The organism is Rhizobium sp. C4, assembly GCF_021026315.1.
GTDB lineage: Bacteria > Pseudomonadota > Alphaproteobacteria > Rhizobiales > Rhizobiaceae > Ensifer_A.
Genome location: NZ_JAJNCX010000002.1, coordinates 359,256 through 371,913 on the forward strand (window position 1 = coordinate 359,256; position 12,658 = coordinate 371,913).

Annotated in this window: 13 protein-coding genes; 2 read left to right on the forward strand and 11 right to left on the reverse strand. The window is 63.2% G+C overall.

The genetic code is table 11. The features are described from left to right. Positions 1–45 precede the first annotated feature (45 nt). From LQK84_RS05265 to LQK84_RS05300, 8 genes are all read right to left on the reverse strand, one after another. On the reverse strand, positions 46–960 hold the full coding sequence (locus LQK84_RS05265; protein WP_230827614.1) for an NAD-dependent epimerase/dehydratase family protein: 915 nt from the start codon (positions 958–960) through the stop codon (positions 46–48). Then, positions 960–1,580, reverse strand: coding sequence for a cupin domain-containing protein (locus LQK84_RS05270; RefSeq protein WP_230827615.1), 621 nt, complete (start codon positions 1,578–1,580; stop codon positions 960–962). Before LQK84_RS05270 ends, LQK84_RS05265 begins: the two co-directional genes overlap by 1 nt. Next, positions 1,577–2,695 (reverse strand): MFS transporter, encoded by a 1,119-nt coding sequence (locus tag LQK84_RS05275; RefSeq protein WP_230827616.1) that lies wholly within the window; start codon positions 2,693–2,695, stop codon positions 1,577–1,579. Before LQK84_RS05275 ends, LQK84_RS05270 begins: the two co-directional genes overlap by 4 nt. 107 nt (positions 2,696–2,802) lie before the next feature. Continuing rightward, the gene (locus LQK84_RS05280) at positions 2,803–3,933 is read right to left on the reverse strand and encodes an FAD-dependent oxidoreductase (protein ID WP_230827617.1); all 1,131 of its coding nucleotides are present in this window, start codon (positions 3,931–3,933) and stop codon (positions 2,803–2,805) included. After that, complete coding sequence (locus LQK84_RS05285; protein ID WP_230827618.1) at positions 3,930–4,295, reverse strand: Rieske (2Fe-2S) protein; 366 nt, start codon at positions 4,293–4,295, stop codon at positions 3,930–3,932. The genes LQK84_RS05280 and LQK84_RS05285 overlap by 4 nt, the downstream gene beginning before the upstream one ends. 19 nt (positions 4,296–4,314) lie before the next feature. Next, the gene (locus tag LQK84_RS05290; protein WP_230827619.1) at positions 4,315–5,259 is read right to left on the reverse strand and encodes a VOC family protein; all 945 of its coding nucleotides are present in this window, start codon (positions 5,257–5,259) and stop codon (positions 4,315–4,317) included. Positions 5,260–5,288: 29 nt separating this feature from the next. Next, on the reverse strand, positions 5,289–5,957 hold the full coding sequence (locus tag LQK84_RS05295) for an EthD domain-containing protein (RefSeq protein WP_230827620.1): 669 nt from the start codon (positions 5,955–5,957) through the stop codon (positions 5,289–5,291). Continuing rightward, positions 5,954–7,126, reverse strand: coding sequence for an alpha/beta hydrolase family protein (locus LQK84_RS05300; protein ID WP_230827621.1), 1,173 nt, complete (start codon positions 7,124–7,126; stop codon positions 5,954–5,956). Before LQK84_RS05300 ends, LQK84_RS05295 begins: the two co-directional genes overlap by 4 nt. A gap of 184 nt (positions 7,127–7,310) precedes the next feature. Here LQK84_RS05300 and LQK84_RS05305 point away from each other — a divergent pair, with 184 nt between their 5' ends. Beyond that, complete coding sequence (locus tag LQK84_RS05305; protein ID WP_230827622.1) at positions 7,311–8,252, forward strand: LysR substrate-binding domain-containing protein; 942 nt, start codon at positions 7,311–7,313, stop codon at positions 8,250–8,252. Positions 8,253–8,303: 51 nt separating this feature from the next. Here LQK84_RS05305 and LQK84_RS05310 read toward each other — a convergent pair whose 3' ends face one another. The 3 genes from LQK84_RS05310 to LQK84_RS05320 all read right to left on the reverse strand — a co-directional run bounded on the left by LQK84_RS05310 (position 8,304) and on the right by LQK84_RS05320 (position 11,522). Then, positions 8,304–9,944 carry an HWE histidine kinase domain-containing protein gene (locus LQK84_RS05310; protein ID WP_230827624.1) on the reverse strand — a complete coding sequence of 547 codons (1,641 nt, stop codon included), beginning with the start codon at positions 9,942–9,944 and terminating at the stop codon, positions 8,304–8,306. 169 nt (positions 9,945–10,113) lie between these two features. Then, on the reverse strand, positions 10,114–10,419 hold the full coding sequence (locus tag LQK84_RS05315) for a hypothetical protein (RefSeq protein ID WP_230827626.1): 306 nt from the start codon (positions 10,417–10,419) through the stop codon (positions 10,114–10,116). Positions 10,420–10,502: 83 nt separating this feature from the next. Then, complete coding sequence (locus tag LQK84_RS05320; RefSeq protein ID WP_442966887.1) at positions 10,503–11,522, reverse strand: GlxA family transcriptional regulator; 1,020 nt, start codon at positions 11,520–11,522, stop codon at positions 10,503–10,505. A 313-nt stretch (positions 11,523–11,835) separates the two neighbouring features. Between LQK84_RS05320 and LQK84_RS05325 the strand changes: the two genes are divergently transcribed. Further along, positions 11,836–12,612, forward strand: a complete 777-nt coding sequence (locus tag LQK84_RS05325) for an amino acid ABC transporter substrate-binding protein (RefSeq protein WP_230827628.1) — start codon at positions 11,836–11,838, stop codon at positions 12,610–12,612. Positions 12,613–12,658 lie beyond the last annotated feature (46 nt).

Consider the following 12,658-nt stretch of genomic DNA (forward strand, 5'->3'; position numbering starts at 1 on the left):
CCTGAAGCGCTCGCTTGCAGATGGCGACCGCCCAGGCGGTCACTATCACGTCGAAAGGGCAGCGCTTGCGAGCGCTTTGAGATCGTGGTCGGCCGCGAAGCCGAGCGAGAGAGCCTGGCCCGCATCGAGCGGCGGCATGCTGCCGAAGATTTTCCGCAGACCTTCATCGTTACCCCAGCTGATCTGCGCGGGACGACCCGTGACGTCGGCCGTTGCCGCAGCGACTTCCTTCAGGCTCGCATGCAGCACGGGCGGCTGGATGATGGTTGCGTTCGGCTGTTCGAGCGCGGCGGCCGTCAGCAGCGTCTCGACGGCGGCCTGTCGCGACATCCACCAGCAGCTGCTTTCTGCCGGAACCGGGCAGGCATAGGGCGTCCCGGCCGCGATGGCGTGGAAGATCTGGCTCATGAAGGCTGACCCATGCCCGCTTTCGCTCGGCGGACGCGCGACAATGCCGGGGAAGCGCAGACTGATCGCAGAAAGAGCGCCGCGCCGGGTCATGTCGGCCAGCAGCATTTCGGTCATGCGCTTGTGCGCGCCATAGGTAATGTCGGGGTGTGTCGCGGTCTCCGCGGTGACGACGCTGTCGCTCAATGTGCCATAGACGGCGATGGAGGAGGCGAAGACGAAGCGTGCGCCCGGTTGGCGGGCAGCCACCTCGTCGGCCAGCGCAATCGGGGCCAGAAGGTTGACCCGCAGGCCTGCCTCCTGCTGCCGCTCGGCAAGGCCGCCCGGCATGCTCGCGAGGTGGAAGACGAGGTCGAAGCCGGGTTCGAGCAGGTCGGCTCTGAACTCGGCATCAGCGAGGTCGCCCGGCAGGACCTGCGTTCCCGGAGCGGCGAGACCGTCCACCGACCTGTCCGTCAGGACGACGCGTGCATTGGCGGGCGCCCAGGTGGAGAGCCGTGCAACAAGTCCGCGACCGAGAAAACCGTTTGCTCCGGTGACCAGAACGCGCATCAGGCCTTCTCCGCCGCTGCGCTCGTCGACGGATGTGACGGCTCCAGTTTGAGGCTTGCGGCGATTGCCGGATCATAGACGCCCGAAACGAGAATGAAGAGCATGCGGCAGGGCCTGCCCGAACGGTTCGCCCAGGCATGGTTGGTGCCGCGCTGGATGACGACGGAGCCCGGTTTCAGCAGCACTTCGCCATCGTCGACGACCAGCGTCATCTCGCCGTCGATGACGATGCCGTAGTCGACCGATTCCGTGCGGTGCATGAGCGGATGCGGCGAGGTTTCGCGCACGGTGGAGGCGGCGGCGTCGCCGATCTCGGTAAAGGCCTCGTCCATGCGGCTGGCGCCGTCCTTGAGGAAGTCTTCGGTGTCCGGCGGAATATCGACGAAGCGGATGCGTGTGCCGCCGGGCGGCGGCGGCAGGGTGAGCGGCCCGAGCGTCGGATCGACGCCGTTGTCAACCGGAGCCGGGCTCTGCGATGTCGCCCATACCTCGTGAAAGACGGTGCCCGGAATGGCGGCGATATCCACCACGGTCGGAAGCGGGCCGACCTCGGTCAGGATGGCTGTGCCGTCGGGGCGGTGGCCGGTAACAATGCGGGTGATGGGCGGGAATGATGTCATGCGGTTTTTGCCTTGGTAAAGAAGCCGATGGAGACGGCGGCCACGAAGATGGCCGCGATGCCGAGGGCGCCGAAGCCGAAATTCTCGCCCAGTGCACCGCCGACGATCGGGCCGAGTGCTGCGCCGATCATCAGCGTCGCCGGCGTCGCCGCGACCGCGCGCCCCGAAGGATCGAGCCTCGCCAGAAGGCCGAAGGCGAAGGTGTGGGTGAAGATCTGGACGGCGACGAAGATGGCCGCAGCGGGTGCCCAGACGACGAAGGTCGTTGCTCCCGTGACGATCAGCGCGAGCAGGGCCTGCACGGCCGGGCCGATCTGCACCACCACATTTGCCCGCACCCGGTTCTGGAGCAGGGCGGCAAGCGGCGAGGGAAACAGGAAGTTGACGATGCCGAGTGCAATCAGCACGGCGAGCACATGTGAAGGCTCGAACCCGCGCGACTTGCCGATCACCTCGACGAAGGAAAAGACCATGGCCTGGTTGAAGGTCATGATGCTGACGCCGAAAATGGTGAACCATGTCGCCCGGCTGAACGGGGTGACCGTGTCGGGCTCGATCGAGGACGGATTGCGGAAGAGCAGTGCGCATGCCAATGCTGCGAGCGCCATGACGGCACCGAAGACCTGAAACATGGCCGCGCCGCCATGGCTGATCAGCAATTGCGGAATGGCGCCCAGCATGACGATCCCGAACAGGCCGATCGCGATGCCGGCCGTGGCAAAGAGGCGATGCGGATTGGCGGCATGCCCCATGGTTCCGTGCACCATGGAGAGCGCCACGCCCACCGACACGCCGGCCAGAAGATGCAGAGCCGCAAGCGGTGCGAAGGCGGTCTGTGTCGATGCGATCAGAAAGGACAGTGCCGCAACCGCAAACCCGGACGCCGCAATGACGCGCTGGTTGACCCGGTTGAAGCGGTGGGCGGCAAAGGCGCTCGCGACCACGGCGCCCAGCAGGAAGAGCGTGGCAAGTCCGCCCGCCTGTTGCGGGCTGAAGCCGAAACGCTCGACCAGAGCGCCGACCCAGACGGGCAGCGCGATGAGATCGAGCATCCCCGCACAATGGGCAATCACGAGGGCGACGACGGCGCCCTTCCCGAAAGTCTGTCCTGACATGATCTCTCCTCTGCTCTGTCAGCGCGCCCGGATGCGCGCGACCTCCTCAATCGCAGCGCAAGCGCTTTTTATCTTTTTGTTTGTACTTATGTTTTGGTGGAAGGGCCCTAGATGGCCCCTGCCAGTGTCCGCATGGAATCCTGCATGATCGAGGCGTGCTCCTCGCGGCTGCCGCCATGGATTTCGATATCGGCGAGCCGGCCGGAATTTTCGACAACCATCCGACAGCGGTCGTAGCGGCGTTCCTCGAACGCGGCGAGCGCGGCCTTCAGATCGGTCCCGACCGCCAGTTCCTCGGCCAGAACCATCGCGTCCTCGATGCCAATGCAGGCACCGGCTGCGAGATGCGGCGTCGTGGCGTGAACGGCGTCGCCAATCAGCACGACCCGGCCGGAAGACCAGGGGCGCGGCATGAGCATCTGTTCGAGCGGGCGATAAACGATCTGGTGTTCGGATGAGAGTTCGGACGCGACCTTGCGGATGATCGGGGAGGGGAAACTCTCCAGCAGGGCGCGCAGTCTCGGCACAAAGGTCTCGGGCGCGACGAAATCATTGGTGGCGCGGTCTTCGGTCAGGAACAGATAGACCGTATCTTCCGTGACGCGGTTCATGCCGACCTTCAGCTTCGGTCCCATCCACATCGAGACCGTATCGACGCCTTCCGGCTTTGGCAGCACGGCGCGCCAGACGGACTGGCCGATGAAGCGCGGCTTCGGGGCGTCGGGGAAGACCTTCGCCCGGACCGCCGAATAAAGCCCGTCGGCGCCGACGACCGCATCGTAGCGCCCTTCGCTGCCGTTGGAGAAGGTGACGGACACGCCGTCCGCATCCTCCCGGAGGTCGGTAAAGGTCAGGCCGAGGCGGACATTGGTGCTGGAGGCGCGCACGGCTTCTGAGAGGATTTTGGCGAGAGCCGGGCGCATGATCGCGCCGCCGCCCGGCAATTCCGGTCCGGCCACGCGCGGCGTCGGCAGATTGACGATGACGCTGTCGTCCGGTCCGCGCATCTGGACGCCATCGGTCGCATAGCCTTCTTCCAGGAAGCGTTCGATGAGGCCGAGTTGCTTGAGAACCCGAAGCGTCGAGCCGTGCAGGCTGATGCCGGCACCATAGGAGCGCCATTGCGGATCGATCTCGACCAGATCGACGGAAAGGTCATTGCGGGAAAGCTGCAGGGCAGCGGTCATGCCGGCGAAGCCGCCACCGATAACCAGAACCTTCTGAATACCCGAATTCATGCTCGTTTCTCCTCCTGCGCTGCGGTGACGAAGATCTCCCCTTCGTCGCTCATCGTCAGCGCGATGCGTGTCAGTTGTTGTCCCAGGCACGGGCCAAGGACGCATTCGCCCGTTTCCATATCGAACAGCGCGCCATGCGAATGGCAGGCAATGTGGGTCTTCTCGCCATTGAGATAGGCGTCTGTCTTCCAGGCCATCGGTGTGCCGCCGGGATAGTGCGGACAGGCGTCGAGCCAGGCGTGCAGCGTACCGTTGTGGCGCAGGACCACGATCTTGCGCCGGTATCCTTCAAGCGGACCGAAGCCCCGCGCTTCGCCTTCGGCGATCTCGTCGGCGTGGCAAAGCGGCTGTGCGGATGTCATCCTCCCAGCCTCCGCCATGTCAGGGCTTCGCGCCGGGCGGCGGGCCGCCGGGGGCCCATTTCTCACGCATCTCGAAGAGCACGATCTGGGAGGCTTCCGCGCCCATGGGAGCCTCGCGGGCGATCCACTCGTCGTCGTGCTTGTCCATGTCGGCGTCATATTCGAAGTGACAGCCGAGCGGGCTGTTGAAGTACCAGAACCAGTTCGAGCCGAACTTGTGGCGGCCGGGACCCCAGAAGCTCTGGTAGCCCTTCTTGACGAAGCGGGTGCCGGCCACCATCAGTTCCGTCGGGCCGCCCATGTGGAAGGCCAGATGCTCGCAACCCTTCATGTATTCCGGCGTGCGGATGAAGAAGAGCGTGTGGTGATCGTCATTGGCCTTGGGCCGCAGGAAGGGACCTGCACCCTTGAGGACGTCTGTGATGACGAAGCCGAGGCGACCGCAATAGAAATTTGTCGCGATTTCGATATCGGGAACGAAGAGAACGACATGGCTGAGCGAGCGGGGCGCTGCGGGCATTTCTTCCCAGACGCCGATCTCGTTCGGCTTGCGCTGCGCCGGGGCGCCCGGTGCATTGATCTTTTCGGCCGGCATGTTGAGTTCGCGGCGCTTGGACACCTGGAACTTCAGCTCGAAGCCGTGATCGTCCTTGGTTTCTACGGAGCCGTCCGCCAGACGCGTGACGCGGCGGTCCTTCGACAGTTCCGCCTCGATGGCGTCGAGGTCTTCATTGGCGCGCACGCCATAGACCTGCTGGCGCAGCATGTTGGAGGTCGGGAGCGGCGGCGGCAGCGTCGGGTCGGACTTGTGGCGGATGATGATGCCGGTTCCGTCCAGCGCCTCGAAAAGCCCACCCTTGTCCGTCACGTCGACGGGCTTGAGGCCAAAGGCGGTGAGATATTCGATGGAGGCGGCGACATCGTCGACGCCGAAGACGAGATAATCAGGACCGATAATGTTCATGGTCTGCAATCCTTGAAGTCGTCGCCGGATCAACCGGCGTTCAGAACGTGTTCGTTGGCGATGGCGATGGAGAAATTGTCGTGCTCCGCAGGCAGGCGATCCCGAATGGCATCGCGGCAGGCCTGGGCAAAGCCGATGCCCGCCGCCGCGTCGGCGAGAGCGAATATGTCGATGGCCTTCACCGGCGATGGCACGGCCGGCGTGCAGCGGCTGTGGCCGAGTGCTGCATCAGCGGTGACACCCAAGGCCGCGATCAGTGCGGGGATAGCTGGCGCCGTCGCATGCCAGAAGACGAAGACTTTCACGCGGGACGCGCCGGTTTCATCGGGTGCGCGGACAATCTCTTCGTTGACCGGAATGCCGACAACCTGCTCGGGATCGACCATGCGCGGCTCGTCGGGCAGGAGATGCGTCTGATAGAACGGCGTCTCGCGCGAGGCCTTCAGCGATGCAAGGTCGGGAACCCAGATTTCGGTGACGAAATCGACACCGCGAACGAAGGGTTCCGGCTTGCCTTCGCCACCGGGGAAAATCCCGTCGAAGACATGGTTCTGGACGTAGCGGCGCGGGGCGTTGTCTGGCTCCGCGGCGATGTAGTCCAGCACCAGCCTGCCGTGGACATCCTTCATGTGATGGCGATGTTCGGCAAGCGTCTGGCCCCGCCTGCGGCGGCCGGCCATCAGGACCTTGAAGCTCATGCGACACCTTCGGGGGCAGTGTGGCCGCCCAGGTTTTCGGCCACCCAGTCGGCGATGTAGGCGCCGGCATTGGCCGAATTGTCGAAGCTGGAATGCTGGACGCCGCCGGTGCGGGCGTCGAAGATCTTCAGTTCGCGCTTCGGGCTGTTGACGAGCTGCTCATAGGTCGCATGCGCCCACTGCAGCGGGATCTGGCTGTCCTTTTCGCCATGGGTGACGAGGAACGGCACCTTGATGCGGTCGAGCACGCCGTCGAGATGAACATTTTCTGCAATGCGCATGAAATCGTCGATGTCCTTCGCGCCCCAGACCCACATGACATGGCTCCAGTAATGCGGGACGGGGAAATCGCCTTCCTTGGCGAGGCGCTTCTTCTGCACGTCGCGCCAGTCGTGGTTTGCACCCCAGACCACGCCGCAGGCAAAGCGCGGCTCGAAAGCAACGGCGCGCGGGCAGTAGTAGCCGCCGAGCGAGACGCCTTCCATGCCGATGCGCTTGGGGTCGACATCCGGTTGCGTTTCCAGCCAGTCGACGACGCGGCTTGCCCAATGTTCACTGTCGAAACGGGCCTTCAGATCGTGGAGGCGCAGCGCCTCGCCGGTGCCGGGCTGGTCGACGATCAGCGAGGCGATGCCGCGCTTGGCAAGCCAGCGGGGCAGGCCGACGAGGAATTTCATTTCCTTGGTGCTGTCGAGACCGTTCACCTGAACGAGGAGAGGCTGGGGACCGGAAACGCCTTCGGCCGGCACGTAAAGCGCCGAAAGATGCTTGCCTTCATAGGGAATTTCGACGCGGCGGCAGGTCGACCCGGAGAGCTTCAGGCCCTTTTCGAAGGTGGCGAGGACCCGGTTGTAGAGTGCCACGCGGCCATCCGAACCGTGGGCCAGCATGCGTTCTGCTGTCAGCATGTAGTTGGCGGCGCGGATCAGCTTGTCGCCGGCAGACACCAGGCGCCCGCGCGCCGCGTCCTCGTCCGCGAGACTGACCAGCTTGTCGGCCATGTCGATCCAGGTCTGGCGGAAGGCTTGTGTGCCGGCGGCGTCCGGGGCCTTGGCGGCCTCCAGCAACGGCGCGCACATCTCCTCGATTTCACCCATGCGAGCGCCCATCTCGATCGACAGATTGACCGAAAGGTTCCAGACATAGTTGGTGGGAAAATACTTGAACATGGCGTCTCCTCGGGGGTCCCAGCCTTTCGGCTTTGGTCGTCGGGAGATCGCAATGCGACACGACCGCGCTGATCGCGTGCCTCAAACCTCCCGAACGCAGATTTAACGAACATCAAGCTGTTTACAAAATTGCTTCGATGAATGATTTGTATTGATATCGTAAATACCAAGGCGGGCCGCGAACATGCGCTTCAAGAATCTCGATCTCAACCTGCTCGTCGCCCTCGACACGCTGATCCGGGTTCGGAATGTCAGCCGGGCGGCGGACGAAATGTTCATCACGCAATCGGCCATGAGCAATGCGCTGGGGCGGCTCCGCGACTATTTCGACGATCCGCTGCTGATCCAGGTCGGGCGGACGATGGAACTGTCGCCGCTGGCGGCATCGCTGGAGCCGTCGCTGCGCGAGATCATCGTCCGCATCGAGGCTGCGATTGTCTCGACGCCCTCCTTTGTCCCGGAAGAGGCGACACGCACGATCAGCCTGATCGTCTCCGACTACACGCTGCACACCATCATGCCGACGTTCCTCGACATGGTGACGAGGCAGGCGCCACGGCTGCAGATCGACTTCAAGCCGCAGCAGAACCTGCCGCATCTGCTCCTGGAGCGTGGCGAGGCGGATCTTCTGATTGCGCCGACGGTCTTCTCGTCGCCCAATCATCCCTCGGAGGTCCTGTTTCACGACCCGATCTGCTGCGTCGTGGCCGAAAACGCGCCCTTCGCCAGGACGCGTCTGACGGAACAGGAGTTTCTGTCAGCCGGGCACATCGTCATGCAGCCGCCCAATGGCGGCGAGAGTTTCGCCCAGCGGATCTGCGATCAGCTGGGTCTCAATATCCGGGTCGAGGTCTCGACCTATTCCTTCACGTCGCTTGCGCTCTTCGTCCGCAATTCACGTCGCATTGCGCTCGTGCAGCGGAGCCTCGCAAAGAGCATGGTGGATCTCGGTGGCGTCCGCATCGTCCAGCCGCCGGTTGCCATGCCGTCGCTTGTGCAATCCATGCAATGGCACAGCTACCGCACTCGCGACCCCGCGCTGACCTGGATCCGCGAGCAGGTTCGCGCCGCGTCAAATGTCGTTCACCAATTGAGTTCTGGTGCCGAGGAAGCCGGTTCGAGCTGATCGGCGAGAGGGGCGGGGTCTTCAAGAGGGCCGCACCGCGCGTCGGCTCTGTCACAACGGCAAGCCAGCCGGCGGCATCGGCGCGCGCAGGCGGGCGATCAGCCCGTCTTCGGCAAACCGCATCTCGACCTTGCCTTCGATCTGTGAAGACAGGATGCGCTCGATCATCAGGCTGCCAAATCCGCTCTTGTCGGGCGCGGTCACTGGCGGGCCGCCCGTTTCCTGCCAGGTGAGATCCAGAATCGGATGATCGACGGTTTCTTCCAGGTGCCAGGTGATGCGAACCAGACCCGCGTCGGAACCGAGCGCGCCATACTTGACCGCATTGGTGCAAAGTTCGTGCAGCGCCATCCCGAGCGCCAGCGCTGCCCGGGAATTCAGAACCAGATCCGGGCCTTCAATGACAAAGCGCGAAGGCTTCGCAATGTCGAACGGCTTGACGGTCACGGTAACAAGCTCGGTGAGCGAGGCCGATTGCTCGACACCGCGCATGAGCAGGCCGTGTGCCTCTGCAATTGCGGCCAGGCGGCGGTTGAATGTGTCGATCACTGCCGGATCGGTGCCAGTGGAGCGGAAGGTCTGCCGGGCGACCGACTGGACGGTTGCAAGAAGGTTCTTCACCCGATGATCCAGTTCCCCCATCAGCAGTTTCTGCCGCTCCTCGTCGCGGCGGCGTTGCCGCCGCGCGCCGACCAGTTCGTCCATATAGGCATCAATGGCGTGCCCCAGTTGGCCGAATTCGCCGTCCTCCGCCTTCATTCCGGTGCGGGCGCTTTCCTCATTGTCGCGCCAGGCCTGCACGGTTTCCAGCAGGCGGGTGACCGGCAGCTGGATCGAGCGTCGCGCCGTGAGTGCTGCGGCGAGAAACACCGAGAGGCAGGTGAACAGAATGACGGCAACGCCCACATAGGTCGCGCGATTGACCGCACGGAACTCTTCGTCGGTCGAAAGGCCGGCGCTGACATAGAGATCATATGTCTTGTTCCCCGGCGGGAAGAAAGCAAGGATGCGCCGCGTTCCGTCCTGGCTGGTCAGTTCCAGCGTTCCCGGCTGGCTTGCACGGACGAGATATTGATACTCGTCCGGGATGCGGGTGCCGACAAAGCGGGCGGGGTCGGGATATCGGGCGAGGATGACGCCGTTTCGATCGGCGATCGTGAGATTGCCGCCCGGCGCGAAATTGCGATTACTCAGCCTGCCCTGCAGCCAATCCAGATTGAGAGAACCCGCAACGACGCCCTGAACGGCACCCGTGGCACCGATGATCGGGACGGCGATCGGCAGGATCTTTGCATCGCTCAGGCGACCGACGGCGTAGGTGCCGACCGCGCGCCGGCCTGCGAGCGCCTCCCGGATATAGGGACGGTCCCCGAGCGACATGCCTTCCGCCCCCGGCTTCTGCCGGCACCGCACATTTCCCTGGGTGTCGAGAACCGCGATCCCGGCAAATTGCGGCATCTGGCGGCTCAACCGCGAAAGATAATCGCCGCAGAGCGAGAGATTGTCGCTGTCCAATGCAGACGCGGCGGAGATCGCCGCGAGCGTATCCTCAAGGCCGATCATGAGGCGGCTGATCTCAAGGGCGGCAAGCTCGCCGGTGCGAAAGGCCTCCGCATGGATCTGCTTGATCCGCGCCGTCTTCATTGAGATGGGGACGACAACCAGTGCGCCTGCAAGCGGTATGATCGCCACGAGCAAAAGCAGGAACAGGCGAAGTTTCAGAGAAGATCTTGATATGATTCATTCCCCCCGCATCGGGCGGAGATTGAAGCCTAATTCTCTAAAACACAAGGACCTGAAATAACGACGTCCGCGACGCGCGGCGTCTATTGCTTGCGTCTGCCGTCACCGATCGTGATGGTCAGATCCCCGAACCGTCGAGTTCGTCCATGTCGTCGCCTTCCCACGGTGCGGGTGCAAGGCTGCGGTCGAGGCTGGCGGACGGCATGGGCATCCAGCATTTCAGCTCGGTTTCGGAATATTCGATAACTCTGCCGGGGACGGAGTCCGACGCGCGCCAGCCTTCGATCCCGAACCGGTCACCGGGGGACCAGAAGACGACATCGACTTCCGCCGATCCCTGTTCCGAGGGGCGTATGGTCACCAGGATACGGCTGCCATCCTTCGGCGCGCTGTTCATGTGCCGCCACGTGTTCGGGTCCTGCATGACTTCCTCCCTGCCTGGGCCGGCTTTCCCGGCCATCCTCTTTTTCGTGAGCCAAAGGGACTCAAAGATCAGTCCGGGCCAGCCTATCCCAAATCTGCCGTTGCGGCCACGCGTCGGGAGCGCAAGGCGCCCGGCGACTGCCCGAAGACCTTCTTGAAGGTTTTCGCAAAATAGGAGGCGTCGGTGAAGCCAACTTCCACGGCGATCTCCACCAGCGGCGCCTTGGTCTTCAGCACGAGCTGTCTTGCCCGCTCCATGCGGACCTTCTGGTAGACGACAGCCGGCGTGCTTCCGGTGTTTTCGATGAAGATGCGTTCCAGTTGCCGCCGGGAGAGGCCCACGATCTTGGCGATTTCCGGAATGGAGATCTTCTTCTCGACATGGCTTTCCATGAGGATCAGGGCGGCGCGAAGACGATCGTCGCCGCTTTCGATCTCGAGCGGACGGCGGGGCTGGATGTCGAATGCGGTGCGGGCCTTGTCGATCTGCAGAACTTCGAGCGCGTTGCGCTCGGCCGCAGGTCCCACGTGGCGGCGGACGATGGATGCCGCGAGGTCTGCTGCGCTGCTTCCGCCAGCGCAGGAGCCACGTTCGTGATCCAGATTGTAGAGCCGGTCGGCCCGGACGGGATGATCGGGAAAACGTTCCCGAAAGGTCTGGTAATGCAGCCAGCTCACGCAGGTCTCGTGCTGCCGCATGAGCCCCGCTTCGGCGAGAATGAACGTCCCGGTGCAGATACCGATGAGCGGAACGTTGCGCGTTGCGGTCATCTTCAGGAAGGAGAGCGTCTCGTCATCCACGGCGAGATCGTTTCGCAGCAGCCCGCCGACCACCGCAACATAATCGAATTCCGATGGATCGACGAAATCCGATGTTGGCGCGACCTGAACACCGCAACTCGACGTGATCAGATGCCGGGTGCTGCCGAGCACCTTCCAGTCCGCCAGGATTCTGCCCGACTTGTCGGCCTCGTCGCTCGCAAGCCGCAGAGTGTCGACAAACAGGGCAAAGGCGGAGAGCGTGAAGGAACGCGCCAGCACGAAGCCCACCTGCAGGCGCTTGCCCGTAGCCCCTTCGCGTCCCTCTTTGCGCGGCAATTTCAAGATAAAGCCTCCATGCAATGATGCGACAGTCCGGCGCGCGGCCTGCGAAGTCAACTCCAAGCTCTGTCGCAGGATCGGACCGATCGCTGTTTTCAGACCGACCATCTCCGGCGCGAGCCGACGCGTCGTGGTGCGGCTGAAACGGTCACTTGCCTAAATCAAAGGCAAATATTCCACATCTTTCAGGGAACCACGAAAAACCTTCGCCGTTAGTGCAGTAAATTGAAGTCCTGTACGCAGCCCTGCGCGCCCACCCATGCGATAGTTGCTCACATCGGGAAATCACCCCGCAATAACAAGTCTGGATACACTCATGAAACTGATCCGCACCCTTCTTGCCGCCGCCGCCCTTGCCCAGGTCGCCCTTGCCGGCGCTGCCTATGCAGGTTCCAACCTCGACGAGATCAAGAAGGCGAACACGCTGAAAATCGGCACGGAAGGCACCTACGCGCCCTTCACCTTCCACGATGCCTCCGGCAAGCTGGTCGGCTTCGACGTCGAAATCGGCGAGGCGATTGCCAAGAAGATCGGCGTCAAGTCCGAGTTTGTCGAAGGCAAGTGGGATGGCCTGATCGCCGGTCTCGATGCCAAGCGCTACGATACCGTGATCAACCAGGTCGGCATCACCGAGGCGCGCAAGAAGAAGTATGACTTCTCCGAACCCTACATTGCCTCCAAGGCCGTTCTGATCGTCAAGCAGAACAACGATGCGATCAAGACCTTCGCCGACCTCAAGGGCAAGAAGGCCGCGCAGTCGCTGACCAGCAATTTCGGCAAGATCGCCGAAACCAATGGTGCCGAACTGGTGGGCACGGATGGTTTCGACCAGTCGATCCAGCTCGTGCTGACGGGTCGTGCGGATGCGACCATCAATGACAGTCTGTCCTTCCTCGACTTCAAGAAGCACAAGCCGGACGCGCCGGTGAAGGTGGTTGCCACCGAAGCCAATGCCGACTTTTCGGGCATCATCATCCGCAAGGGCGAGCCGGAACTGCTGGCCGCGATCAACAAGGCGCTGGCCGATATCAAGGCTGACGGCACCTATGACGCGATCTCGAAGAAGTATTTCGGCGAAGACGTCTCGAAGTAAGCCGAGCGGTTTCGCCACAGCTGACATGTCGTTATAGTCCGATCCG